Below are 25,844 nucleotides of genomic sequence, written 5' to 3'. Positions count from 1 at the left end.
TCCGATTCTTCGCCTGAAGAAGACCCCATGCGCATCCAGGTCAACGGAAGCGGTTCTTCCATTCGCGCATGAGCGTGAACGCGCTCAGCCGGCCGGCGACTTTTTCGTGCAGTTGCGCTTCGAGCGTCGCCTGGATCGCGGGATTGTCCGCCCGCAAGAATGGATTCACCGCGCGTTCGTGGGCGATCGTGGTGGGCAGCGTCGGCACGTTGCGGGCGCGCAGGTCGCTCGCCCTGTCGCGCCATGCCTGCAATTCCGTATTGCCGGGCTCGCAGGCGAGCGCGAAGCGGATATTGGCGAGCGTGTATTCGTGTGCGCAGTGCACCTGCGTCGCGCCGGGCAGTCCGGCGAGCGCGTCGAGCGACGCGAGCATCTGCGCGGGCGTGCCCTCGAAGAGCCGGCCGCATCCGCAGGCGAACAGCGTGTCGCCGCAGAACACGTGCGGCGTGCCAGCCGGGTCCGCCGCCTGGAAATAGGCGATGTGGCCGCTCGTGTGGCCCGGCACATCGAGCACGCCCAGTTCGAGAGCGGGCGCCGCGATCGTCACGCGATCACCATTTTCGAGACGATGCGTGAGATGCTGGATCGCTTCACCGGCGGGCCCGTAGACGGGAACGGCCTGGCCGTTCAGCAGATCGGCCACCCCGCCGACGTGGTCTTGATGATGGTGCGTGAGTAAAATAGCGCTCAGCCGCCAACCGCGTTTCGCGAGATAGGCACGAACAGGAGCGGCCTCACCCGGATCGACGACTACCGCATGATGTCCGTCGGAAACGACCCAGATGTAATTGTCTTCAAACGCCGGGACCGGCACGTACTCGAGCGCATTCATAGGCGACGCATTCTTTGATATGACTGACCGATCGATTATAGACTGGCCCGCCTGGACGCATTCGCCGCCCGGCCGCTACGTGCTGGAGTGGGAACAGACCCAGCTCGACCGGGTGGTGTCGGACGTATTCGGCTACCACGCGCTGCAACTCGGCCTGCCGCAACTCGACGCATTGCGCGAAAACCGCATGCCCTGCCGCGGCCTCGTGCTCGACGCGGCGAGCGGCGCGAGCGCGCCTTATCGTTTTCCGCGCGGCCGGGCGGCTGCCGGCAATGGCGTTGACCGCGGCCTGGACCTCGGCGCCGGCCCGGCGCACGGCGGACCGGATCTCGCCGCCGCGCCCGCGGCGCTGCCCGCGCCGACCGGGCGCAGCGCCGTCTGGTGCGATCTGCTCGACCTGCCCTTCGAGGCGCAAAGCGTCGATCTGATCGTGATGCCGCACACGCTCGAATTCACGAGCGACCCGCACCGCCTGCTTCGCGAAGCCGAACGCGTGCTGATGCCGGAAGGCCAGCTGATCATTCTCGGCTTCAACTCGCTGTCGCTTTGGGGCGCGCGGCAATCGGTCGGCAAAATGACCGGGCGGCCGTTCGTGCCCGCGGCCGTCGACCTGATCGCTTTCACGCGCCTGAAGGACTGGATCAAGCTGCTCGGCTTCGACCTTGAACGCGGGCGCTTCGGCTGCTATCGTCCGCCGCTCGACAGCGAACAATGGCTGTCCCGCTACGGCTTCATGGAGGCCGCCGGCGACCGCTGGTGGCCGATCTTCGGCGCGACCTACATGATCAAGGCGATCAAGCGCGTACGCGGCATGCGTCTCGTCGGGCCGCTGAAGGTGAAAAAACCCGTCCTCTCAGCGGGCCTCGCGCCCGCCGCCACACCGAACACACGTAATCACACGCAATGACAGCAAACATCATCGACATTTATACCGACGGCGCCTGCAAGGGCAACCCCGGCCCCGGCGGCTGGGGCGCGCTGCTGCGCTTCGGCGACCAGGAAAAGGAACTGTTCGGCGGCGAAGCGAATACCACCAACAATCGCATGGAGCTGATGGGTGTGATTTCCGCGCTCGAAGCCCTCAAGCGCCCGTGCAAGGCCGTCGTGCACACCGATTCCCAATACGTGCAGAAAGGCATCAGCGAGTGGATTCACGGCTGGAAGAAGAAAGGCTGGATCACGGCCGCGAAGCAGCCGGTGAAGAACGCCGATTTGTGGAAGCGGCTCGACGCTCTCGTCGCGCAGCACGAGGTCGAATGGCGCTGGGTGCGCGGACACAACGGGCACCCGGAGAACGAGCGGGCCGATCAGCTCGCCAATCGCGGCGTGGCGTCGCTCGCGGAACTGTGACTCGCGGAACTGTGACTCGCGGCCGCGCACGCGTTGCGCTCGCCCGTGTCACGCCGCGTTTTGCCACAAGTTTTCCCGCGCATTTTCCCTTGTTTTCCCGCCCACTTTCCGGCTGCAATTTCTGAGGCAAGCTAATCCGACATGCGTCAACTTATCCTCGACACCGAAACGACCGGACTGAATGCCCGCACCGGCGACCGCATCCTCGAACTCGGCTGCGTCGAACTGGTGAACCGGCGGCTCACCGGCAACAATCTGCATTTCTACATCAACCCGGAACGCGACAGCGATCCGGGCGCATTGGCGGTCCACGGGCTGACCACTGAATTTCTCAGCGACAAACCGAAATTCGGCGAAATCGCCAACCAGTTTCGCGACTTCATTCAGGGCGCGGACCTGATCATTCACAACGCGCCGTTCGACATCGGCTTTCTCGACGTCGAATTCGCGCTGCTCGGCCTGCCGTCCGTCAGCGCGCATTGCGGCGAGATCATCGACACGCTCGCGCGCGCGAAGCAGATGTTCCCCGGCAAGCGCAATTCACTCGATGCGCTGTGCGACCGCTTCGGCATTAGCAATGCGCACCGCACACTGCACGGCGCCCTGCTCGACTCCGAATTGCTCGCCGAGGTTTATCTGGCGATGACGCGCGGCCAGGAAAGCCTCGTCATCGACATGCTTGGGGAATCGCACGGTGGCGGCGAAGCACATGCGCCGCGCGTTGCGCTCGACTCGCTGGATCTCGTGGTGATCTCCGCAACCGAAGAAGAACTCGCCGCGCATCAGGCGGTTCTCGACGGCCTCGACAAGGCGATCAAAGGCACGAGCGTGTGGCGCCTCGAACCCGCGCCCGCGTCGGATGAGCAAGTTGCTTAAAAAGTGCTGGACGAGTTCGAAAATCCCTGACATAATCTCAATCTCTTCGGGTGGTTAGCTCAGCGGTAGAGCACTGCCTTCACACGGCAGGGGTCACTGGTTCGATCCCAGTACTACCCACCAGAATTTTGGTGTGTCGATCACCGAAGAAAAAAAAGGGCTTGCGCAGAAATGCGCAAGCCCTTTTCCGTTTGGTGCTTTCAAGTTCGGTGTCTTCAATTCTGTACTCCGTCAATCCCGAAACTTCGTTGATTGCCGCTGCAAAACACGGCTGATATAGTCGGCTTTCAGGCATTCGCCGAGTCTGCTTTCTCCACCTCATCAACGACAGGGAGGCGTCACATGTTCGCAGTGCATAGCGCCGTCCCTGGTATGGTCCCGCGACCTTGATTCGTCGCCCGCGCGGTCCGGCCTGAAAAGGCGCGCCGCGCAATTCCAGACAGTCCGTCATTCGACCCGCAGTTCGATTGCCGTCGAGCGGCCCGCTCCGACTGTCTCCTCATTTCGCTTTTGACTGGAACCCCGGCGCGCGACGCGCGATCGGGTTGTCGCAAATGACCAGAAAAAAACTCGACTTTCGCGGACAAGCCTTCAAGGATGTCCTCGGCTTCACCTTCCATCACTGGGCGCAACAGCCGTGGCGCATCGTCGTCATTGCCATGCTCGTGATGCTTTCGGCATTGGCCGACGTGCTGACGCCAATGTTCGCCGGCCGCCTCGTCGACGCGATCGCGTCCGGCCCGGCCGCGCGCGCGAGCGCATGGCACGCGGCCCTCGCGGCCTTCGGCGTGCTGGGCGCGCTCGGGCTCGGCGCCACTTTGCTGCGGCAGGGCATGTATTTCAACATCATCAAGCTGACGCTGAAGATGATGAGCGAGATCGCCGCGAACGCGTTTCATCGCGTGCAGCGCTTTTCGACGGACTGGCACGCGAACAGCTTCGCCGGCTCGACGGTGCGCAAGATCACGCGCGGCATGTGGGCGCTCGACCTGCTCAACGACACGCTGCTGATCGCCCTCTTTCCGTCGCTGATCATGCTGGCAGGCGCCACGCTGTTACTGGGCTGGCGCTGGCCGATGATGGGCGCGGTGGTCGGCATCGGCTCGCTGCTGTATATCGCGGTCACGGTCGCGCTCTCGCTCGGATTCGTGGCGCCGGCCGCGCGCCTCGCGAATGCGTGGGACACGCGCATGGGCGGCGCGCTCGCGGACGCGGTGAGCTGCAACGGCGTGGTGAAGGCCTTCGGCGCCGAAGAGCGCGAAGAGCGGCAGCTCGCGCGCGTGATCGGCAAATGGCGCGGCCGCACGCGGCGCACCTGGACGCGCGGCACGATCAACGGCGGCGTGCAGGGCGCGATGCTGGTGGCGATCCAGAGCGCCATCCTCGGCGCCGCGCTGCTGTTGTGGATGCGCGGCGCGGCCAGCGTCGGCGACATCACGTTTGCGTTGACCATGTTCTTCATGCTGCAAGGCTATTTGCGCGACGTCGGCATGCACATCCGCAACTTGCAGCGCTCGGTCAACGACATGGAAGAACTTGTCGCGCTGGAGCGCCAGCCGCTCGGCATCGAGGATCGCGCGGGCGCGGGCCCGATTGCCGTCGGCAAAGGCGAGATCCGTTTCGAGCACGTGACGTTTCACTACGGCGCCAACGCGACGCCGCTCTACCGCGACTTCTCGGTGCGCATCGCGCCGGGCGAGCGGGTTGGGCTCGTCGGCCATTCGGGCTCCGGCAAGACGACCTTCATCAAGCTGATCCAGCGTCTGTATGACGTGTCGGAAGGCCGCATCACCATCGACGGTCAGGACATCGCGCAGGTGAAGCAGGCGTCGCTGCGCGCTCAGATCGCGATCGTGCAGCAGGAACCGGTGCTGTTTCACCGCTCGCTCGCCGAGAACATCGCCTATGCGCGGCCGGACGCAAGCCGCGCCGAGATCGAGCACGCCGCGCGGCTCGCCAATGCGCACGACTTCATCAGCGCGTTGCCGGGCGGTTATGACACGCTGGTCGGCGAGCGCGGCATCAAGCTGTCGGGCGGCGAACGTCAGCGCGTCGCGATCGCGCGGGCTTTTCTCGCCGACGCGCCGATCCTGATTCTCGACGAAGCGACGTCGAGTCTCGACAGCGAAAGCGAAGTGCTGATCCAGCAGGCCATGGAGCGGCTGATGTCAGGACGCACGACGCTCGTGGTCGCGCACCGGCTTTCCACGGTGCGCGCGCTCGACAGACTCCTCGTGCTCGACAAGGGCCGCGTGATCGAAGAAGGCAGCCACGACACGCTGATCGGCCTTCAGAGCGGACTGTATCGGCGGCTCTTCGAGCGTCAGGCGCTGGAGCTGATCAAGGGCTTGAGCGAAGCGCCGGCGACAAAGCACGAAGCACCGGCTACGCGTGCCCGGCACCCGGACGTTTCGAGTCTGCTGGTCGGAAAGTAAAGACGGTCAAACGGCAGTGCGTCACGCGACATGCGCGGCGATTGGAGGCACTGCACTTGAAGGCAGCTCGCTGACGCGCCGCCCGCTCAAACAACACCCGATGGCAAGCCGACGCCGCGCGCCATTCCGGTCGCGGCGAACACCATCAGCACCAGCAGGACGGTTTGAATCACGCTCAGGTGCGCATAGCGGCGCGCCTTGCGCAGTTCCGGCGCTTCGCCCTTGCGCACGGCCGCGCGCCAACGCATCAACGCCAGCATCGACGGCACTTCGAGCACGAGAATCGCGACGAGCAGCGTCATCTTGACGTGAAAGAGCGGCTCGTGAAGATAGTAGTTGGCGCCCTTTTCATAACTGCCGAACACGCGCATCAGGCCCGTGACGATCAGCACCACCGCCGAGATGCCCCACCGCGTGTCCGCCCGGAACAGGGAACGCAGCGCGGCGGGCACGGTGGCGCGGCGCAGCGCCCACGTGCGCCGGAGAATCGACGCCAGCGCGAAGCCATAAGCGAGCAAATGGAGAGCGGCGAGCAACCAGCGAACCAGCATAGCGACTCCTGCGAAGATGCGGCACCATCGATTGTTGTTTCAGTCGGCCGCCGCGAAGCGCAGGCGGCGTCTCGATTTCATTATCGACCACGGCTTACTTTACAACGCGCGCATCCATCGCGGCATGTGGCCGACTGCACAAACCGCCGCCTCAGACTTGTTGCAACGTGGTATCGAGCGCGCGCGCGGCGACGCGATCGCCTTCGGTCGTCAGCGGCGTGCTGAACACAGTTTGCCGGTTATGGCCCGCCGCAGCCGGCGAATCCCACAACAACTCGACCTTGGGACGTCGGCCGAAAGCAGCGCGAGCGAGCGACGGCGCGCCGCTCGAACGTGACGGCGCAGCGGGAACGGCCGTCTCGCCGGACGTGCCGGACGTGCCGAAGGCCACCACCGGCGCGCCATGCGCCGCGGGCCACGCGCCCGGCGCGTGCGCCCAGCGCACGGACAGTTCGCGCGCGTCGTACTGCCCCACCTTGCGGCGTTCGGCCCACACGCTCACGGTGCGCGTGAGCGGATCGAACGAGACGGCATAGCGGCCAATCGCAAAGCGGCGCGCGGCAATGTTCGTGCGCCACAGCGCGCGCGGACGACAAATCCACAACACGGCCGCGTACAGTGCGGGCGCCGCCACCAGCCAGCCGTTCGTCGCGGCGACCGCCTGCACGGCGCGGCGCCAGCCCGCGCTCGCCACGAACGCGCCGACCGACCACACGGCAAACAGAAACCCGAGAAATGCAAAGAGACGCAGCGCTTGCCGCAGCCATTGCGGCAGCGGATGAAAAGGACGCTCGGCCACCGCGCGCGCGCCCGGAAGAAAAATCAGCAGGAACAGAAAGACAAGGTTGATGCACGCCCACGGCGACGACGCCATGGCCGACAGCGACGCGCCGATATCCATCTCCGACATCGAAAAGAGCCACCGGGCGAGAAGCATGAGACCGATGGCGCGCAACGCGAAAATCGTTCCGGCGCCGGGCGCGGCATTCGCACGCGTCTCTTTCGTTCTCGCCAAGGCATCCTCCTGTCGTCGGCGGCGCCGCAGCCAAATTTGCGGCACGGCCATTATAGGGATATTACGCAGAGCGGCTCGCTCGCGCGGGTCCGAAACGCTCACTTTCCCTCGCGGAATGCGAAAAAACGCGGCGCGCATGCAACAACGCCCCGCGAGCGACGTGCGCGCGGGGCGTTGCCTGGGGCGAGACGCAGCGCCTTCAGGCGCCGCGCCGAACGGGCCGATCAGTTTGCGTTGACTTCGCGCAGCACCGTGCGGTGCTTCTGACGCAGCAGTTCTTCGTACGTGGCGACGTAGTTCTGCGCCATCACCTTCGACGAGAAGCGCGCTTCGAACGCCTTGCGCACGGTTTCGCGCGGCAGCGTATGCAGGCGCTTGACCGCCGCGACAGCGCTGATTTCGTCTTCGACGACAAAACCCGACACGCCATTTTCGATCACTTCCGGCACCGAACCGCGGTTGAACGCGATCACCGGCGTACCGCACGCCATCGCCTCGATCATCACGAGACCGAAGGGCTCCGGCCAGTCGATCGGGAACAGCAGCGCGTGCGCGTTGCCGAGGAACTCGGTCTTTTCCGATTCGCTGATTTCGCCGATGTACTCGACGTGCGGCAGCGCCATGAGCGGCTTGATGACTTCGTCGTAGTACGCGCGGTCAGCCTTGTCCAGCTTGGCCGCGACCTTGATCTTCATGCCGACCTGTTCGGCGATGCGGATCGCGCGGTCCAGACGCTTTTCCGGCGAAATGCGGCCGAGGAACGCGAGGTAGTCCGGCTTCACGTCCTTGATCGGCGTGAGCAGGTTTTCCGGCAGGCCGTGATAAACGGTTTGCAGCCAGTTTGCCTGCGGCAGCGGAATGCGCTGGTTGTCCGAGATCGAGACCACCGGCACGTCCTTGAACGTGTTGAAGATCGGCTGCAGTTCCGGCAGATCGAGACGGCCGTGCAGCGTGGTCACGAACGGCACCGGCTGGCGCGCGAACAGCGAGAACGGGTAGTAGTCGATGTGGAAATGCAGCACGTCGAATTCGTCCGCGCGGCGGCGCACTTCTTCGAGCAGCAGCATGTGCGGCGCCATCACGTCGCGGATGGTCGGGTCGAGGCGCAGCGCTTGCGGCCAGAAGGCTTCGAGCTTTGCCGAGGTTTGCGAATCGCCGCTCGCAAAGAGCGTGACGTCGTGGCCCTGCTCGACCAGCGCTTCGGTCAGGTAGGACACCACACGTTCCGTGCCACCGTACAGCTTGGGAGGAACCGCCTCGTGCAACGGAGCGATTTGAGCGATTCGCATAATGAAGAACTCCTCGTAAAAAACCGGCAAAAGTACTGCGTTTGGTAAAAGCGACTCGCTTGCTCGCCAAGGCAGGCGGGCCGGACATGCCAGCGCAGGCCTGATTCTTTCGAGAAGTCGTGCGATAGATCGCTTCAGATTAAAAGCCCGGACAGTGGTCGCCGTCCGGGCATGTGCGGTAAACGCACAGGCGTCACCTACGTTGACAAACTGTCAGAAATTTCGATGGGCCTACAGCGCATGCATTATCGGTGCCGGGAATCTCGCTGCACCACAACATTTCAAAGTCTTTACGTTGTTACAAGGGGGATACATTTTGCAAACCCTTGTTTTCCAAGACAGTTCTACAGTAACGACTGGCCAGCGACGCGAGCCCGCGCTCACTCGCCTTGTGCGAACTCACACCTCGGCGGGTCAACCCTGCCGGTATTCGTTGAAGAGAATGCAGCACGCCGGCCGAATGCAGTTTGTAATTATATCTCGAAAATATTCCGTGATCCGCGTGAACCCCAGACCGCACAAGGCGGTCCAGTAGAAGCAGGTTGCGGACGTCCATCGCGAAATCAATCGCGCCAATGGCCCGGATACACAGGGCGCAATCGCTTTTGCATGTTTACAATGCGAAGCATCGGCTTCCCCGCGAAGCTCTCGCGTGGCCCATGCCTTGCATGCACACCCCCGAACCACATCAACCTCTCGACCAATTGGAACATTTGACCATCGCCCAGCGTAACGCCTTGAACGCAAAGCTCGCGAGCTATGCGCACAGGCCGCTTGCGTTCCTTTTCCGCTTCATCCGCCGTCACCCGCTCGCTCATGCGATCGTGTTGTGCAGTGTGATAGCGGCCGTGGGCTGTGCGCTCGCTTCGCAATACGCGATCAAGCATCTTATCGACGTCCTCGGCGCAGGCCGGCATCATCCGGGGCCACTGTGGGGCGCGTTTGCGATCCTCGTCGGGCTGATCGCCGCGGACAATCTGCTGTGGCGCGTCGGCGGCTGGGTCGCCGCGCACACGTTCGTCGCCGTGACGGGCGACTTGCGGCGCGACCTGTTCCAGTATCTGTCCGGTCATTCGCCGACCTACTACTCGGAGAAGCAGCCGGGCATGCTGGCGAGCCGGATCACCGCGACCTCGAATGCGGTCTACACCGCCGAGAACACCACTGCGTGGAACGTGCTGCCGCCCTGCATCGCCGTGCTCGGCGCGATCGTCATGATCATCGCGGTGAATCCGCTGATGGCCGGCGGCCTGATGCTGTGCTCGGCGATTCTGTCGGTGGTGCTGTACAAACTGGCCGGCCGCGGCTCGGCGCGGCATCACCATTTCGCGACCAAGGCGGCTTCCGTAGACGGCGAACTGGTCGACGTGATCAGCAACATGGGGCTCGTGCGCGCGTTCGGCATGACGTTTCGCGAACAGCAGCGGTTCGGCTCGACGGTCAAGGCCGAGATGGACGCGCGTCAGCAAAGCCTGCTCTATCTGGAAAAGCTGCGCCTGCTGCACGCGGTGATCACCGCTTTGCTGTCGGCAGGTCTGCTCGGCTGGGCGCTGGTTCTATGGGATCAAGGTAAGGCGACCTCGGGCGACATCGTGCTCGTCAGCTCGCTCGGCTTCACGATTCTGCACGGCACGCGCGATCTCGCCGTCGCGCTGGTGGATGTCACGCAGCACGTGGCGCGACTCGCGGAAGCGGTGCGCACGCTGCTCGAACCGCACGGCATGCCCGATCGCGACGGCGCGACGGAACTCGTGCCGCAAGGCGGGCGCGTGTCGTTCGACGGCGTGACGTTCGCCTATCCGCGCCGCCGCGCGATTCTCGACCATTTCGATCTGCATATCGAAGCGGGCCAGCGCGTGGGCCTGATCGGCAAGTCGGGCGCGGGCAAGTCCACCGTGCTTGCGTTGCTGCAGCGCTTCTATGAAACGCAAGGCGGCGCGATCAAGATCGACGGCCAGGACATCGCCGCGATCACGCAGGACAGCCTGCGCCACGCGATCGCGCTGGTGCCGCAAGACATTTCGCTGTTCCATCGCACGGTGTACGAAAACATTGCGTATGGCCGTCCCGAAGCGAGCCGCGAGGAAGTCATGGCCGCCGCGCGCGAGGCGCGCTGCACCGACTTCATCGAAGCGATGCCGGAAGGCTTCGACACGATCGTCGGCGATCGCGGCGTGAAGCTCTCCGGCGGACAGCGTCAGCGCATCGCCATTGCTCGCGCGATCCTGAAGAACGCGCCGATCCTGCTGCTCGACGAAGCCACGTCGGCGCTCGACAGCGCATCGGAAGAAGCGATCCAGAAAGCGCTCGACCGGCTCATGGTCGGCCGCACGGTGATTGCGATTGCGCACCGACTGTCGACGCTGAACAACTTCGACCGGATCATTGTGATGAGCGCGGGCAAGGTTATCGACGACGGCAGCCCCGAAGAGCTGCGCCAGCGCCCCGGCCTGTATCGCGATCTGCTCGCGAAGCAGTACGGCAAGGGCACCACGCTGCATGTGGGCGGCAAGAAGGTCGACGAACAACATGTGATTTAACTGCCGTGCACGGCGACGAGCCGCGTGCCGCAAGGCGACAAAAAAGCCCGCAAACGCGGGCTTTTTCATTGGCTGGATAACCGGCGCGCTCAGCTCGTCAGCACTTCGCGCGCGCCCTTCTTCCCCGACGCTGCGCGCGCGCGCCCGCTTTTCGCACGCATCGCCCGCTCGGCGCTTTGCAGATCGCGCATGAAGTTATCGCGCCATACCGACACGTTGTTCTCGCGCAATTGCGCCATCATGTCCCGATGCCGCGCCTGGCGTTCCGCGAGCGGCATGTCGAGCGCGCTCGCCAACGCATCGGCCATGCCGTCGATATCGACCGGATTCACGATCAGCGCGCCGTCCAGTTCCTGCGCGGCGCCCGCAAAGCGCGACAGCACGAGCACCCCTGGATTTTCCGGGTCCTGCGCCGACACATACTCCTTCGCGACGAGATTCATGCCGTCGCGCAGCGGCGTCACATAGCCGACGTGCGCCGTGCGAAACAGCGCGGCAAGCACCGAGCGTTCGTATTGCTTGTGAATGTAGAGAATGGGCGTCCAGTCAAGCTCCGCGAAACGCCCGTTAATACGGCCCGACTCGCCTTCCAGTTGCAGGCGGATATCCTGGTAGGCGTGCAGGTCGGCGCGTGTGGGCGGCGCGATCTGCAGGAACGACACCTTGTTGCGTTGCGCGCTGGCATGTTCCAGCAGACGCTCGAACGCGCGGAAACGCTCGACCAGTCCCTTCGAATAATCGAGACGGTCCACGCTCATGATCAGCTTGCGCGAATGCAGCGTCGCTTTCATCGTGCGGACCGGCTTGCCGCGCTCGCCCGCTTTTGCGAGTTCGGCGATCTCGTCCGGGTAGACGCCGATCGGATAAGCCGCCGCGCGCAACGTGCGGCCAAACGCATGAATGGCGAGCGGGCCGCCCGACGACGCATCGACCGCGCCGTTCGCCTCGTTGACGATGTAATCGCAGAACGCGCGCAGATCAGGCGCGGTCTGGAAGCCGAGCAGATCGAACGAACACAGCGCTTCGACCAGTTCGCGATGCGGCGGCACCGCCAGCAGCACTTGCGAAGCCGGAAACGGAATGTGCAGGAAAAAGCCGATGCGATTCTTGACGCCCGCGGCGCGCAGCGCCCTTGCAAAGGGAATCAGATGATAGTCGTGAACCCAGATGACGTCGTCTTCGCGCAGCAGCGGCACGAGTTGCTGCGCGAGCCACGCGTTCACGCGGCAGTAGCCCTCGAAGTCGTGGCGGTCGTAATGCAGCAGATCGGCGCGGTAATGGAACGCGGGCCACAGCGTGGCGTTGGAGAAGCCGCGATAGTATTGATCGTAGTCGCGGCGCATCAACGCGATTGTCGCGAAGGTCACCGGGCCGCGCTCTTCGACCTTGATTTGCGGCTGGCCGGAACTGAGCACGTCGCCGCTCCAGCCGAACCACATGCCGCCGGTTTCCTTCAGCGCGTCGTACACGCCGACCGCGAGCCCGCCCGCCGCCGGGCCGCCCTCCGAGATCGGCGCCACCCGGTTCGAAACGATAATGAGTCGGCTCATGAAGCGCGGTCCCCGATGTAATACGTTGTTGTCGCAATACGTTGTGAGCCGGACGCAGCCGCCGTCATGCGCTGCGCGCCGCGGCCACCACCGTCTCCAGCCAGTCGAGCAGCGCGCTCACCGAGTCGACGCGCGTGCGCGCCGCCGTGTCGCCGACGCCAACCTTGATGGACAGCCCGTCGCGCTCGTTGACGACGGCGAAACCTTTTTCGTCGGTCAGGTCGTCGCCGGCAAAAACGGGCGTGCGTCCGACGAAGGGCGGCTCGTCGAGAAACGCGCGCATCGCGCGGCCCTTGTCGACGTCTTTCGGCTTGATTTCGTAGACCATCTTGCCCGGCTGCAGCACGTACGCATCCGGATAGTCCGCGACCAGCCGCTGGGTCGCCTCGCGCGCCACCGGCTCGCGGTCGGGCGCGTTGCGGTAGTGCAGCGCGAGCGCCGCGCCCTTGATTTCGAGCAGCATGCCGGGATGCGCGTTGACCACCTCGGCGAGCACCTGCTCCATGCGCAGAAGCCGCTCGTCGTGAAAGCCGATGCGCTGCGTGTCGCCGTTCGCGTCACGCCGCTCGGCGCCATGCAGACCGGCAATGGGCAGATCGGCCAGACCGAGGAAAGCGTCGATACTGTCGATGCCGCGTCCGGACACCACCGCGAGCGCGCCATTCGTCAAGCGCCGCAATTCGCTTAGCAGTTCGATGACGCGCGGTTGCACCACCACGCCATCCGGCGTGGGCGCGAGTTCGACGAGCGTTCCGTCGAAATCGAAGAAAAATGCCGTCTCGCTCGGAGACAGAAAAGCCGGAAGTGCTTGCATTGCGTAATTTGCCTTTCGGCCTGTTGCAGCCGGAAAAGTGTGCGCATCTTACCGCGCATCCGTCAATTTTTCGAGAAAGGCGAGCTAAGTCACACGCCAGCCGGGCAGTCCGCGAGCCGGATTGCGTGACACTTTTTTCGCGCTTCATTCCATGAGGTTCGAAAAGGAACCCGTCGGGCTTCATGCAACTTTCAGCCGCGTGCGTCAAATTGCCTCGCAACCCCCCGCCCGTGGGCTCCCGCCGACGCTACCCGCCATTTTGCGCTACAGTCGCAGCCACATGAGCTATTGGCGTGACGGTGATCGGCGTGCGCTATCGCGAACCGTTCGCCACCGCACGATTTGCCGCGCACGCTGCGCGAACGCCAGTAGCGGCCATGCGTTACGCCGCTCTTCAATCGAGTCACCGACACCCGCTTTGTTCCCGACCCTTCCACCGCGACAGCCGCAACCGCACCCTCTTCCATCGCGCCGCGCGGACCGCGTGCGCCGCTGCGCGTCGGCGCTCAGAGTCGGCGCGCTTTGCGCCACGATCGCGCTCACCGGATGCACGAGCCGTGCGCAGCCGTGGCATCTGACGGACGTCACCGGCCACTTGCCCGACCTGTCCTTCGCGCTGACCGGCGACGACGGCCGCCCCGTCACCGGCGATTCGTTCAAGGGCCGCACAACGCTCGTCTATTTCGGCTACACGCATTGTCCGGATGTGTGCCCCGAAACCATGGGCCGGCTGATGCAGGTGCTCAGCAAGCTCGGCCCCGACGCGCGGAAGGTGCGCATCCTTTTCATTACCGTCGATCCCGCGCGCGACACGCCGCAGGCTTTGCACGATTACGTCGGCGCGTTCGACCCGCAACATGCCGAAGGACTCACGGGCAGCGACTGGCAAATCGAGTCGCTCGCGAAGCGCTACCGGGTCGCGTATCAGATGGAAAAGCGCGACCCCAAGGGCAACTATGAAGTGACCCACAGTTCCGCCGTCTACGTGTTCGACGCACAGGGCCGCGCGCGCCTGCTTGCCACCGACCACGACACACCCGATGCCATCGCAGCGGACCTGCGGCGCATCGTCGATCAACGCTCCTGATTTTTACCCATGACCCAGATGACGATCAAACGCAAAACGCTCTCCTTGCTCGCCGGCGCCTTCACTCTCCCGCTCGCTTTTGCCGTGGCGGCAACGGTGGCGCCCGCCGCGCACGCCGCAGGCGCGCGATCCATGGCCGTGAAGGATGCATGGGTGCGCTGGTTGCCGAATAACCTGCCGGCGGCCGGCTACGCGACACTCGTGAACGGCGGCGACAAGCCGGTCGATCTCGTCGATATTTCGAGTGGCGATTACGCCGACGCGATGCTGCATCAAACGGTCTCGAACGGCTCGTCGCAGAAAATGGTGATGGTCGATAAGCTCACGGTTCCCGCGCACAGCCAGGTCGCCATCGCGCCGGGCGGCTATCACATCATGCTTGAAGACGCGAAGCACAAGGTCGCGCCGGGCGACACCGTGCATCTGAAGCTGAAGTTCTCCGACGGCGAAACGCTCGACACGCCCTTCGCGGTCAAGTCGCCCGCGCAGACCCAGTAACCCCGTCACTCGCGGCAATGAATCTGCTCTACTGGCTCGATCCTTGGGAATTCTCGCCGACAGTCGTGATCGCGCTGCTCGTGCCGGCCGTCCTTTTCGTGCGCGGCGCGCGCAAAGCGAAGCTCTCGTTGGCGCGGCGCGTGTCGTTCTGGTTCGGGCTGGTGGCGCTGTACATCGCGTTGCACACGCGGCTCGACTATTTCTTCGAGCATGAGTTCTTCATGCATCGCGCGCAGCATCTGGTGCTGCATCATCTGGGACCGTTTTTTATCGCGCTGTCGTATCCGGGCGTGGCGCTGCGCGCGGGCATTCCGTTCAGCTGGCGACAGCGCTTCGTGCGCCCGGCGCTCACCACGCCGTTCGTGCGCAAGCTGCTCGACGTGGTGATGCATCCCGCCGTCGCTGTCATTTTGTTCGTTGGGCTGATTTACTTCTGGCTGATGTCGCCCGTTCATTTCGTCGCGATGCTCGACTGGCGGCTTTATCGCGTGATGAACTGGAGCATGGTGATCGACGGCCTGCTGTTCTGGTGGCTCGTGCTCGATCCGCGTCCGGCGCCGCCCGCGCGCCTGTCGCCGGGCAAGCGCGTGCTGGTGGTGATCGCCGCAATTCCGCCGCAGATCGTCCTCGGGGCATTCATCTTTTTCACGCCGCGCGAGCTATATCCGATCTATTCGATCTGCGGCCGCGCATTCACATGGCTGAGTCCGATGCGCGATCAGCAGATCGGCGGCCTGCTGCTGTGGATTCCCGGGTCGATGATGAGCGTGATCGGCGCGCTCGTCGCCTTGCGTCACTGGATGCGGCTCTCCGCACGCGGACGCCTGCGCAGCGAACGGCGCGCGACGTCGGCACGTGACACGGATGCGCACGCTGCAAGAACCGCTTCTTCCACGGCCGCCGGCCACCGCTGATACCTGACCGGGCGCGGCTCGCAAGCGCGACACTCAGGCCGAACGCATCCAGACGTGCGGAATGCCGTCTTCTTCGTGGATCGCCGACACCGGCCCAAAACCGAACGCGCCGTAAAAGCCTTGCAGATGCGCCTGCGCGTGCAAGCGCATCGGCGTGCCCGGCCACTGCTTGCGGATCTGCGCAATCGCGCGATCCAGCATCGCATTGCCCAAGCCGATGCCGCGAAATTCCGCCGTTGTCAGCACGCGGCCGATGCGGATGTCGCTGTCGCCGGCGTCGGGCAGCAGAACGCGCAGATAGCCGGCGAGCGGCGGTCGCGCCGCGGCTGCGTCAGCCGCCGTGTTTGCCTCGATAGCCGCGCCGAACGCGAACAGATGCCACGCGTCGAGGTCGAGACCGTCGATATCGCCGTACAGACACTTCTGCTCGATCACGAAGACGGCGCTCCGCGCGGCGAGCATGGCGTAGACTTCGGCGCCGGAAAGTTGATCGAACGATTTCCAACGCCATTCGAGTGCCGAGAGCCGTGCGGCTGCGGTGTGCTGCGCTTCAGTCATGACAGGCTTTTCAGAAAGGGACACGCCGTCGGGCACGACGGCAAAGAGCCATTATGCCGCGCGCGGCGAACGTGGAACGACTCGCGCGCTCAGGCGCCGCGAGCGGTGCGAGCTTTCGACGCCTGCTTGTGGCTATATATCGCGGCGTCGACAGCCGAGAGCAACTCGGCGACAGTGGCGTGCCGGGCGGCGCCGTACGGGATCTGGCCGACGCTATAGCAAATGCGATAGCCGCGCTGCGCCTCGTCGTTATGCTCGTCGAGCCGTTGCGTGAGACGCTGCGTGACTTCCCGCGTGGCGGCGTCGTCCCGGTCAAAGCGTTCTTCGGGCGGCGTATCGAGGATATGCAACCCGCGTAAGGTGTCGAGTCGCAGGCTTTCGTTGGTGGAAGTTGGCCGCACTTGCATGAGTGTTCCCTGAAACCATCGTATGTAATGCAGATGGTGATGTGGACAGTTCGCGGCATCTAAGCTGTGCGCTTTTAGCTGCGCCCGTAGGTTGCCTGCGCGTGTGCAGTTGCCTGCGCCTGCTTTATTCGCCCGGCAAAACCGGTTCAACCGGCCGCGCGAGACAATCGACCAGGTTATCCGGTCCGCATAGATGCAGCGCGCCGATCACGACGAGAGTTCGCTCGGGGCGCGCGAACAGCGCTTGCAGACGCGCGGCCCAGATGCTGTTGCGCGTATCTAGAATGGCGCGGCGAATCTCGGGCAGATTGAACATCGGCGATTCGACGGCGATGCGATGCACGGCGGCCAGATCGCCCTCGATCCACGCGACATGCATGCGTTCGAGCGTGCGCTGCGGCTCATCGAGGTCGCCCATCAGCACGGCGAGCACGGCGCCCACGGCCTGTAGCGGGATCGCTTCGAGCGCGGCGGCGACTTCCTGTGCGGTTTCCAGATATCGATACGGCTTGCCCTGCGCAGTCGCCGAACGAAGCATCCGCGGCTCGACACCTTCGACGACTTGCTGGAACAGCGTCGGCGCAACGATCATCGCGGCCCACGGGCGCAGATCGACGAGCGGCGCCAGCGGACCTTCCGTGGGCCACGCTGCTTGCAGACGCGTCCAGGCATCGACGGAAAGCAAAGGTTGCAGGCGTTGCGCGCCGCCGTGCGGATCGGCTCTCAGGAAAGGAAAAATGGTCGGCGCGTCGGATTCGAACACCAGCGTGTCGGCCCAGTCATAAGCTTGCGCGATCCAGGGCGGCGTTCTGCGGCTCGACGCGGGAAAGAGATGCATGGAGCCGAGCAGACGCACATTGGTGCCGGTGAGATGTAGATACATGCACTTTCGGGAGCGAGGAACAGACACGCATTGTGCGCTATGTCGGGCCCGCGTCACATGGACGGCGACATAGGCGGCAGATTCAGCGCGCGGAAAAAAGAAAAGCCCCGACATGGCGGGGCTTTTCTTTACTTCAACTACTGGAGGCGCGAGCCGGAGTCGAACCGGCCTAAACGGCTTTGCAGGCCGCTGCATAACCGCTTTGCTATCGCGCCGCAAGCGGATTGGAATCTAGATGCAGATTCACTGATTTGTTTGCTGGACAACCATCAGCCCATCAAACAAAAAGGGAAGCGCTGCTTCCCCTGATGTATGGAGCGGGAGACGAGGCTCGAACTCGCGACCTCAACCTTGGCAAGGTTGCGCTCTACCAACTGAGCTACTCCCGCATTGCACTGCTTCGCAACGCCTTGCACTTTTACTTCGCCAAACAACTTCTACAACGCGCTGCTTCAAAAATCTGGAGCGGGAGACGAGGCTCGAACTCGCGACCTCAACCTTGGCAAGGTTGCGCTCTACCAACTGAGCTACTCCCGCGTATGTGCTGCTTTTTTCCTGCTACTGCTGCCTTCTTCTTTCTACTGCAACCGGCACTTGGAACTGCGTGCATCGGAGAAACGAGATTATGGAGAAACGACTGAAACGTGTCAACCCCTTTTGCGTATCTCTTTAACTCAGCGATCAAACCGCACCGCCGCGCTCGCGAATTTGCGGCCACGCGAGCTTCATGTAGTAAAGCATCGACCAGATGGTCAGGAATGCCGCGAGATAGATGAGCCACGAACCCCACCCGCGCGTGTCGATCGTCACGGAGCCGAATGACAGCGGACCGTAGAACAGCAGCATCGGGATCGCCACCATCTGACAGGCGGTTTTGAATTTGCCGAGCGAATTGACGGCAACGCTCTTCGACGCGCCGATCTGCGCCATCCACTCGCGCAGCGCCGAGATCGCGATCTCGCGTCCGACGATCACGAGCGCGATGGCTGAGTCGATGCGCGCAAGCTGCACCAGCACGAGCAAGGCGGCGGTCACCATCAGCTTGTCGGCGACCGGATCGAGAAACGCGCCGAACGCCGAGGTCTGATTCCACTTGCGGGCGAGAAAGCCGTCGAACCAGTCGGTCAGCGCCGCCAGCACGAAGATCGTCGCCGCCGCGAGATTGCGGTGCGCCGGGCTCATCATCATGTCGGGCAAATAGAACACGCCGACGACGAGCGGGATCAGAACGATCCGCAGCCAGGTCAGGAAAATCGGGAAGTTAAACGGCATGGGGCAGGCGCAGCGTCTGACAGGAGAGATGCAATTGTGCCGCGTCGCCGGGCCTGCCACAAGCAAAGCGGCGCCGCGAGCGAGGCGGGAGCGCCGCGCGCGCGTCCGTTTTCACGAACCGCGCGCGCCCTACCCGAGCCGCGAATGAGCCGCGCTCAGTGTAGTTGCCGGTAGATCTGCTCCGCGAGCGCCTGCGAAATTCCTTCGACGCTCGCAAGGTCCTCGACGCTCGCCGCGACCACGCCGCGCAGTCCGCCGAAGCGCGCGAGCAGCCGTTGACGCCGCTTCGCGCCCACGCCTTCGAGTTCCTCGAGCCGCGAGGTCTGACGCGTCTTGCCGCGTTTTGCGCGCATGCCGGTGATCGCGAAACGGTGCGCCTCGTCGCGAATCTGCGCGACGAGCATGAGCGCGGCGCTTTCCTTGCCGAGTTCGAGCGGCGCGCGGCCGTCGGCGAAAATCAGGGTTTCGAGGCCGACCTTGCGGCCCTCGCCCTTCGCGACGCCGACCAGCATGCCGGTATCCAGCCCGAGTTCCGTGAACACCTGCCGCGCGATTTCGACCTGACCCTTGCCGCCGTCGATCAGCACGATGGTCGGCAAGATACCGCCCGCCGCGACGGGTTCCGCGGCTTCGGCGGCCAGCGACGGATCGGCGGCCGCATCGCTTTGCAGCTCGGCGGCTTCGTCGCTCGCGTTGGCGGCAGCCTGCGCGACCATCTTCTCGTAGCGGCGCGTGAGCACCTGACGCATGGCCGCGTAGTCGTCGCCGGGCGTGATGCCGGTGATGTTGTAGCGGCGATATTCCGACGACTGCATCTTGTGATGGTGATACACGACGCACGACGCCTGAGTCGCCTCGCCCATCGTGTGACTGATGTCGAAACATTCGATACGCACGTGCGCGAGGTCGTCGCACTCCATGCCGAGCGTGTCGGTAAGCGCGCGCGTGCGGGCCTGCTGCGAGCCCTGTTCCGAGAGCAGCCGCGCGAGCGCGAGCCGCGCGTTCTGCTCGGCCATCGCAAGCCACGCGCGCCGTTGGCCTTGCGGCTGACGCAGCACCGTGACCTTGTGGCCGGCCTGCTCGATCAGCACGTCGACGAGTTCGCGCGTGGCCGGCGCGTGGCTGACCACCAGCACGGGCGGCACGCGGTTGCCGAGGTAATGCTGCGCGATGAACGCTTCGAGCACTTCCGATTCGATCCCGCCCGACGCGCGGCCTTTGCGCGGCGTCGCCGGTTCGGCCATGGCGTCGGGCTGCATGCCGGGTTCCGCGTCGGGCTCGTCGGCGTTGGCGGCGTTGTCGGCGGAATCGTCTTCTTCCGGCGGCAAGTCTTGCGCGATGGCCAAGCCGTCAGCCGCATCCTCTTCCACATCCGAGGCACCCGCGACATCCGCGACATCCGAGCCCGCATCCGCTGCCGGACCGGCCAGCACCTCGCCCGCACCACCGTCTTCCAGACCGCCCTCTTCCGCCGTCAAGGCGCTTTCCACGTGCGCGGGGAAATAGGCCTTGTCGCCGAGATGCCGGCCGCCTCGCACCATCGCGAGATTCACGCAGACGCGGCCGCCCAGCGCGACCACCGCGAGAATGTCCACGTCGCTGTCGCTGCCCACTTCAATGGCCTGCTGATGCAGCACCGTGGACAGCGAACTCATCTGGTTGCGCACGGCCGCTGCCTGCTCGAACTTCAGCTCGCTCGCGAACACGTGCATCTTCTGTTCGAGTTCCTTCATCACTTCGCCCTGCCGGCCGAGCAGGAAGCGCGATGCATTCGCGACGTCGCGCGCGTAGTCTTCTTCGCTGATGTTCGCGACGCACGGCGCCGTGCAGCGGCCAATCTGATGCAGCAGACACGGCCGCGTGCGATTGTTGAAGACGGAGTCCTCGCAGGTGCGCAACTGGAAGACGCGCTGAAGGATCTGAATGCTCTCGCGTACCGCCCACGCGCTCGGAAACGGCCCGAAATACTGGTTCTTGCGATCCACCGAGCCGCGGTAATAGGCCATGCGCGGGAACTTGTGGCCCGTCAGCTTCAGATACGGATACGACTTGTCGTCGCGAAACAGAATGTTGTAGCGCGGCGCGAGCGCCTTGATCAGATTGTTTTCCAGCAGCAGCGCTTCGGCCTCGGAGCGCGTGACGGTCGTCTCGATGCGCGCAATGCGCGTCACCATCATCGCGATGCGCGGCGACAGTTGCGTCTTCGTGAAATAGCTCGACACGCGCTTCCTGAGATCGCGCGCCTTGCCGACGTATAGCACCGCGCCGTGCGTGTCGTAATAACGATAGACGCCGGGCAGATGCGGCAACTGGACGAGCACCTTCTTGGGCTCGAAATCGATGCTTGCTTCGGGTTCGGTCATGCAGAATCGGCTGGGTGGAACGTCTCGCGAGGACTCGCGCCCCGGGCGCGCCCCTGGTCGCGCGTGAGGCGCGTTTGGCGCAGGCCCGGCGCGAGGTCGAACGGGTGCTTTAGAATCGCCAGTTTAGAACATTCCGCGTACGTCCGAGCCCGCCGATGCCCTCCACTGCGCCGTCCACCCAACCTTCCGCCACTCAGGCAGCCACTCAGGCAGCCACTCAGGCAGCCACTCAGGCGGCCACTCAGGCGGCCACTCAGGCGGCCACTCAGGCCGCCGCGCCGCCCTCCGCGATCGCCTGCGATATTTTCTGCGCGGTGATCGACAATTTCGGCGACATCGGCGTTTGCTGGCGTCTCGCGCGCCAGCTTGCGGGCGAGCATGGCTGGCAAGTGCGCGTATTCGTCGACGATCTGCATGCGTTCCAGAAGCTGTGCCCCGCGCTCGCGCTGGATCGCGCGAGGCAGACGGTCGGCGGTGTCGTCGTCGAACACTGGCATACGCCGGCGCACGCGGGCGACACGCTCGAAGTCGCCGACGTCGTGATCGAGGCGTTTGCCTGCGAACTGCCGCCCGTCTACGTGGCGGCGATGGCGCAGCGCGAGCGCGCGCCCGTGTGGATTAATCTCGAATATCTGAGCGCCGAAGACTGGGTGGCGGACTTTCATCTGCGGCCGTCGCCGCATCCGCGCTATCCGCTCGTCAAGACGTTTTTCTTTCCGGGGCTGGGACCGGGCACCGGCGGCGTGCTGAAGGAAAAGCCCCTGGATGCCGCGCGCGCGGCGTTCGAGGCCTCGCCGGAGGCGCGCGAAGCCTGGTGGCTGAGCACCGTGGGCCGCGCGCAGCCTGCCGGCGCGACCGTGATCTCACTGTTCGCCTACGAAAATCCGGCCGTCGGCAGTCTTCTCGAACAATGGCGCGACAGCGCCGAACCGGTAGTGCTGCTGGTGCCGGAAGGCCGGATTTCCGGCGCGCTCGCGCGCTTTTTCGGACTGCCTGCGTTCGCGGCGGGCGCCCATGCGGAGCGCGGCGGCTTGAGCGCTCACGGGCTCGCGTTCACCGAGCAAGGCGGCTACGACGCGCTGTTATGGGCAAGCGACGTCAATTTCGTGCGCGGCGAAGATTCGTTCGTGCGCGCGCAATGGGCGGCGAGGCCATTCGTCTGGCACATCTACCCGCAAGCCGACGACGCGCACCTGCCGAAGCTCGACGCCGCGCTCGCGCACTACGCCCGCACGCTTTCCGTCGACACCCGCGCCGCGCTCGCGCGCTTCTGGCACGCGTGGAACGGCGCGGGCGAGCCGGACTGGGCGGCGTTGCGCCGCCACTGCCCGGCGCTGCAGCGGCGCGCGGCCGACTGGGCCGGCGAACTGGCGCAAGTCGGCGACCTCGCCGGAAATCTGGCAGAGTTTGCAAAAACTCAGTTAAAATAAGCGGTTATCCAACGGCCGACGACGCAAGCGCGGCCCGATCGCAGCAAAAAATCCTGGGTTCAGTTCCTGGTTTAATCGTTCCCTTGGGTTCCCTGGGTTCCTTAGGTCCCCCGCGCGGCTCATCCCGCTCGGTAGAACGGGACCCTGCTGCCGGTCGGCGCCACTCGTGTACACGCCCGCATCGGGTAAAAAGCAGGTAACGGATCGTGGGAATGGCGGAACGCGTGGCATCGGCAACGCGTTCTCGAATCCCGCAGCAAGCCAACCGCGCTTCATGCGCCGCTTCGCGCCAAACCGCCCTCACGCGGCGCGGCGAGAACGCCCAGGAAACGTCGAAGCCGCTTGCGCCGTATGCCGTTGAGCAAAAGTTTGAAGCTATTAATTTCGTACAGGACAGTTTTATGAAGACCGCACAGGAACTCCGCACCGGCAACGTCGTGATGATCGGCGCAGACGCAATGGTTGTGCAAAAGGCCGAATACAACAAATCGGGCCGCAACTCCGCCGTTGTCAAAATGAAGTTCAAGAACCTGCTGACCGGCGCAGGCATGGAAAGCGTGTACAAGGCAGACGACAAGTTCGACGTCGTCGTGCTCGAGCGCAAGGAAGTGACGTACTCGTACTTCGCCGACCCGATGTACGTGTTCATGGACGCCGACTACAACCAGTTCGAAGTCGAAGCCGAAATGATGGGCGACGCCCTGCATTACCTCGAAGACGGCATGGCTTGCGAAGTCGTGTTCTACAACGAGAAGGCCATCTCGGTCGAATTGCCGACCACGCTGGTCCGCGAAATCATCTACACGGAACCGGCTGTCAAGGGCGACACGTCGTCGGGCAAGGTGCTGAAGAACGCCAAGCTGACCACGGGTTTCGAACTGCAAGTGCCGCTCTTCTGCAACATCGGCGACAAGATCGAAATCGACACGCGTACGCACGAGTACCGCAGCCGCGCGTAAGCGCCGGCAAGCCCCTTCCAGCGCGCTGTCCCGCGCGCTGGGAAAAAAGAGAAAAAGCGCCCAGATTGGGCGCTTTTTCTTTTTTGTGCCGCCGCGTGTCGTTGAGGAAAACTTTACCGGCACTTTTCTACCAATTTGCTATTCGCGATGTTCGACGTTGCCGTCCGCCAGAACATAAGCCCTTGATCCGTCACAACAAATGCAGCTGGCATAAATTCTGCTTATTCGTCAGACACCCTTTATGTCTCTCGACTCCGGAGATGCGCTATGAACAACGACATCGCTGAAGGCAAGTGGAAGCAACTGGTTGGCAAGGCAAAAGCGGCGTGGGGCGAACTGACCGACGACGAACTCACCCGAGCCGAAGGCCGCGAAGACCGCCTCACAGGTCTGATCCAGGAACGCTATGGCAAGAGCCGCGAAGACGCCGAACTTGAAGTACGGCGCTTTTTCGACCGCCACCGTGATTTCTGACACAACAAAAGAAGGAAGTAGAGGCGGGGCGCAACGGAACAGACCAGATTCCGGGCCGCCGCCTGAAAACCCCAGCTTAGGACCAGAACTACATGAATCGACTCGCCGCCCGCTCCGACCGGCGTCATGCACGCCGGGCCCAGTGCTCACCCCGACTGGAGGACCGCTTTTGCGCCGCCTCGGATGACGCTGTGCGCGAGGCGACGCATCCGACCGGCAGTACCGGCCAGCCATCGTGCCCGCATCGCGCGCCCCGCCGAGGCGTGACGAGGCGGTATTCCATCCATCTATAAAGTTGCGCTCGCCATGCCACACGCCCTGATTGTTGAAGACGATCCCAATAGCCTGTCAGGTCTATCCGCCATTCTGGCCGCCGACGGTTTCTCCGTCGATACGGCGACCACCATTGCAGAAGCGCGGGCCGCGCTGACGCGCTTCATCCCCGACGTCGTACTGGTCGATCTGAATCTTCCGGACGGCAGCGGGCTCGATCTGTTGCAGCATCTGCCCGCGCATCCGCCCGGCGGCGCATTGCCCGTTATCGTGATGACCGGCAACGCGACCGTGGAAAGCGCGATTGAAGGCTTGCGGCACGGGATCTGGGACTATCTGCTGAAACCCGTCAACATTCCGCGCCTTCGCAGCCTGCTCGCGCGCATTCCGCGCCCCTACGAGCTGACCGAGGAAGTCCAGACGCTGCGTGCGTCGCTGCGTCAACTCGGCCGTTTCGGCTCGATGCTGGGCCGCAGCGGCGCGATGCAGCACGTCTACGACACCATCGAACATATTGCGCCGACGGAAGCCGCCGTGCTGATCTCGGGCGAACCCGGCACCGGCAAGCAGGTCGCGGCTCGCACGATGCACGACATGAGCCGGCGTCGCAAGGGGCCGTTCGTCACGCTCGACTGCCGGAACGCGGCTGGCGCGGCGGCGAATCTTTCGCTGGATAGTCTGTTGTTCGGCCACGAACGCGGCGCGTTCAGCGGCACGGAGCAGCGCGAGCCGGGCCTGTTCGAGCAGGCAAGCGGCGGCACGCTTTTCATCGACGAAATCGCGGAATTGCCGCGCGCGCAACAGGAAGCGCTGCTGCGCGCGCTCGATTCGCAGACGTTCATACGCGTCGGCGGCACGAGCCAGGTCGTGACGGATTTCCGGCTGATCGCGTCGACGCGCAAATCGCCGCGCGCCGCGGTGGCCGACGGCAGCCTGCACGAAGACCTCGCGCTGCGCCTCGAAGCAGCCGCCGTGACGCTGCCGCCGTTGCGCGAGCGCGGCGAAGATCCGCCGCTGATCGCGCAGGCGATCGTCGACGAACTGAATCACGATGCGGCAACGCGCGGCGCGTCGGAGATCGCCAAGCAGATCGGGCCGAATTTCCAGCGCGAATGTCTCGCATACGAATGGCCGGGCAACGTGCGCGAGCTGGAGGAGCGCGTGCGGCGCGCGTATCACGCGTCCGGCGACGTGCTGGAGTCGTTGCGCGCCGACGAAGCGGGCTCGGTCAACGGCCGCGATCTGAACGGCAGCCGCGTGCAGGTCACCGTCGGCACGCCGCTCGCGGACGTGGAGGAAATGTTGATTCGCGCGACGCTCGACGCAGTCGGCGGCACGCGTCACCGCGCGGCATCCCTGCTCGGCATCAGTCCGAAGACGCTGTACAACAAGCTGCAACGGATGCGCCTGAACTGACGCAGGCTTCACGCGCGGCGTCTGGCAAGATGCCAGATGCGGAACGAAAAACGGCGCC

General features: G+C 64.3%; 23 protein-coding genes and 4 tRNA genes. 13 read left to right on the top strand and 14 right to left on the bottom strand.

From position 1 onward, the window contains the following. Positions 1-40: 40 nt before the first annotated feature. Positions 41-832 carry a hydroxyacylglutathione hydrolase gene (gloB, locus tag VOM14_RS07145; protein ID WP_327628012.1) on the bottom strand — a complete coding sequence of 264 codons (792 nt, stop codon included), beginning with the start codon at positions 830-832 and terminating at the stop codon, positions 41-43. Between the two features lie 19 nt (positions 833-851). On the opposite strand from gloB, the gene VOM14_RS07140 reads away from it, so the two are divergent. The 5 genes from VOM14_RS07140 (at position 852) to VOM14_RS07120 (ending at position 5,493) form a co-directional block, all read left to right on the top strand. After that, positions 852-1,739 carry a class I SAM-dependent methyltransferase gene (locus VOM14_RS07140; protein WP_327628011.1) on the top strand — a complete coding sequence of 296 codons (888 nt, stop codon included), beginning with the start codon at positions 852-854 and terminating at the stop codon, positions 1,737-1,739. Then, positions 1,736-2,182, top strand: coding sequence for a ribonuclease HI (rnhA, locus tag VOM14_RS07135; RefSeq protein ID WP_327628010.1), 447 nt, complete (start codon positions 1,736-1,738; stop codon positions 2,180-2,182). Before VOM14_RS07140 ends, rnhA begins: the two co-directional genes overlap by 4 nt. Positions 2,183-2,323: 141 nt before the next feature. Further along, positions 2,324-3,058 (top strand): DNA polymerase III subunit epsilon, encoded by a 735-nt coding sequence (gene dnaQ, locus VOM14_RS07130; protein ID WP_327628009.1) that lies wholly within the window; start codon positions 2,324-2,326, stop codon positions 3,056-3,058. Positions 3,059-3,106: 48 nt separating this feature from the next. Next, positions 3,107-3,181, top strand: a tRNA-Val gene (locus VOM14_RS07125). A 431-nt stretch (positions 3,182-3,612) separates the two neighbouring features. Then, positions 3,613-5,493 carry an ABC transporter ATP-binding protein gene (locus VOM14_RS07120; protein ID WP_327628008.1) on the top strand — a complete coding sequence of 627 codons (1,881 nt, stop codon included), beginning with the start codon at positions 3,613-3,615 and terminating at the stop codon, positions 5,491-5,493. An 86-nt stretch (positions 5,494-5,579) separates the two neighbouring features. On the opposite strand, the gene VOM14_RS07115 is transcribed toward VOM14_RS07120, so the two are convergent. From VOM14_RS07115 to VOM14_RS07105, 3 genes are all read right to left on the bottom strand, one after another. Continuing rightward, positions 5,580-6,044: a DUF2214 family protein gene (locus tag VOM14_RS07115; RefSeq protein WP_327628007.1), complete on the bottom strand. Its 465-nt coding sequence runs from the start codon at positions 6,042-6,044 to the stop codon at positions 5,580-5,582. 151 nt (positions 6,045-6,195) lie between these two features. Then, entirely contained in the window at positions 6,196-7,059 is an 864-nt protein-coding gene (locus VOM14_RS07110) for a hypothetical protein (RefSeq protein WP_327628006.1), read from the bottom strand. Positions 7,060-7,283: 224 nt separating this feature from the next. After that, positions 7,284-8,348: a glycosyltransferase family 4 protein gene (locus tag VOM14_RS07105; protein ID WP_327628005.1), complete on the bottom strand. Its 1,065-nt coding sequence runs from the start codon at positions 8,346-8,348 to the stop codon at positions 7,284-7,286. Between the two features lie 668 nt (positions 8,349-9,016). Here VOM14_RS07105 and VOM14_RS07100 point away from each other — a divergent pair. After that, positions 9,017-10,888 (top strand): ABC transporter ATP-binding protein, encoded by a 1,872-nt coding sequence (locus VOM14_RS07100; RefSeq protein WP_327628004.1) that lies wholly within the window; start codon positions 9,017-9,019, stop codon positions 10,886-10,888. Between the two features lie 89 nt (positions 10,889-10,977). Here VOM14_RS07100 and otsA read toward each other — a convergent pair whose 3' ends face one another. Beyond that, complete coding sequence (gene otsA, locus VOM14_RS07095) at positions 10,978-12,438, bottom strand: alpha,alpha-trehalose-phosphate synthase (UDP-forming) (RefSeq protein WP_327628003.1); 1,461 nt, start codon at positions 12,436-12,438, stop codon at positions 10,978-10,980. Positions 12,439-12,502: 64 nt separating this feature from the next. Next, a complete protein-coding gene (gene otsB, locus VOM14_RS07090) occupies positions 12,503-13,252 on the bottom strand; it encodes a trehalose-phosphatase (RefSeq protein ID WP_327628002.1) in 750 nt (249 codons plus the stop codon). A gap of 484 nt (positions 13,253-13,736) precedes the next feature. Here otsB and VOM14_RS07085 point away from each other — a divergent pair, with 484 nt between their 5' ends. Genes VOM14_RS07085 through VOM14_RS07075 form a run of 3 tightly spaced genes read left to right on the top strand, consistent with a single transcriptional unit; the run spans position 13,737 to position 15,751 of the window. Beyond that, positions 13,737-14,339 (top strand): SCO family protein, encoded by a 603-nt coding sequence (locus tag VOM14_RS07085; protein ID WP_327628001.1) that lies wholly within the window; start codon positions 13,737-13,739, stop codon positions 14,337-14,339. Positions 14,340-14,357: 18 nt separating this feature from the next. After that, positions 14,358-14,837: a copper chaperone PCu(A)C gene (locus tag VOM14_RS07080; protein ID WP_327628123.1), complete on the top strand. Its 480-nt coding sequence runs from the start codon at positions 14,358-14,360 to the stop codon at positions 14,835-14,837. Between the two features lie 17 nt (positions 14,838-14,854). Further along, on the top strand, positions 14,855-15,751 hold the full coding sequence (locus VOM14_RS07075; protein ID WP_327628000.1) for a cytochrome c oxidase assembly protein: 897 nt from the start codon (positions 14,855-14,857) through the stop codon (positions 15,749-15,751). Positions 15,752-15,784: 33 nt separating this feature from the next. Here VOM14_RS07075 and VOM14_RS07070 read toward each other — a convergent pair whose 3' ends face one another. The 8 genes from VOM14_RS07070 to uvrC all read right to left on the bottom strand — a co-directional run bounded on the left by VOM14_RS07070 (position 15,785) and on the right by uvrC (position 21,234). Then, positions 15,785-16,309, bottom strand: a complete 525-nt coding sequence (locus tag VOM14_RS07070) for a GNAT family N-acetyltransferase (protein WP_327627999.1) — start codon at positions 16,307-16,309, stop codon at positions 15,785-15,787. Between the two features lie 89 nt (positions 16,310-16,398). After that, positions 16,399-16,716, bottom strand: a complete 318-nt coding sequence (locus VOM14_RS07065) for a hypothetical protein (RefSeq protein WP_327627998.1) — start codon at positions 16,714-16,716, stop codon at positions 16,399-16,401. Positions 16,717-16,840: 124 nt separating this feature from the next. Beyond that, positions 16,841-17,599: a TraB/GumN family protein gene (locus VOM14_RS07060; RefSeq protein ID WP_327627997.1), complete on the bottom strand. Its 759-nt coding sequence runs from the start codon at positions 17,597-17,599 to the stop codon at positions 16,841-16,843. Positions 17,600-17,740: 141 nt separating this feature from the next. Continuing rightward, positions 17,741-17,814 (bottom strand) — tRNA-Cys (locus VOM14_RS07055). Positions 17,815-17,912: 98 nt separating this feature from the next. Continuing rightward, positions 17,913-17,988: transfer RNA gene (locus VOM14_RS07050), tRNA-Gly, on the bottom strand. Between the two features lie 72 nt (positions 17,989-18,060). After that, positions 18,061-18,136: transfer RNA gene (locus VOM14_RS07045), tRNA-Gly, on the bottom strand. 144 nt (positions 18,137-18,280) lie between these two features. After that, positions 18,281-18,871 (bottom strand): CDP-diacylglycerol--glycerol-3-phosphate 3-phosphatidyltransferase, encoded by a 591-nt coding sequence (gene pgsA / locus VOM14_RS07040; RefSeq protein WP_327627996.1) that lies wholly within the window; start codon positions 18,869-18,871, stop codon positions 18,281-18,283. Between the two features lie 155 nt (positions 18,872-19,026). Next, positions 19,027-21,234 (bottom strand): excinuclease ABC subunit UvrC, encoded by a 2,208-nt coding sequence (uvrC, locus tag VOM14_RS07035; RefSeq protein ID WP_327627995.1) that lies wholly within the window; start codon positions 21,232-21,234, stop codon positions 19,027-19,029. A 155-nt stretch (positions 21,235-21,389) separates the two neighbouring features. Between uvrC and earP the strand changes: the two genes are divergently transcribed. From earP to VOM14_RS07015, 4 genes are all read left to right on the top strand, one after another. Further along, positions 21,390-22,664 carry an elongation factor P maturation arginine rhamnosyltransferase EarP gene (earP, locus tag VOM14_RS07030; RefSeq protein ID WP_327627994.1) on the top strand — a complete coding sequence of 425 codons (1,275 nt, stop codon included), beginning with the start codon at positions 21,390-21,392 and terminating at the stop codon, positions 22,662-22,664. Between the two features lie 401 nt (positions 22,665-23,065). Beyond that, positions 23,066-23,623 (top strand): elongation factor P, encoded by a 558-nt coding sequence (gene efp / locus VOM14_RS07025; protein ID WP_091792575.1) that lies wholly within the window; start codon positions 23,066-23,068, stop codon positions 23,621-23,623. 267 nt (positions 23,624-23,890) lie between these two features. Further along, complete coding sequence (locus VOM14_RS07020) at positions 23,891-24,097, top strand: CsbD family protein (protein ID WP_327627993.1); 207 nt, start codon at positions 23,891-23,893, stop codon at positions 24,095-24,097. Positions 24,098-24,403: 306 nt separating this feature from the next. Continuing rightward, the gene (locus VOM14_RS07015; RefSeq protein WP_327627992.1) at positions 24,404-25,786 is read left to right on the top strand and encodes a sigma-54-dependent transcriptional regulator; all 1,383 of its coding nucleotides are present in this window, start codon (positions 24,404-24,406) and stop codon (positions 25,784-25,786) included. The last annotated feature ends 58 nt before the right edge of the window (positions 25,787-25,844 follow it).

Source organism: Paraburkholderia sp. MPAMCS5, assembly GCF_036016995.1.
Lineage (GTDB): Bacteria > Pseudomonadota > Gammaproteobacteria > Burkholderiales > Burkholderiaceae > Paraburkholderia.
This window is presented reverse-complemented; position numbering and strand designations above follow the sequence as displayed.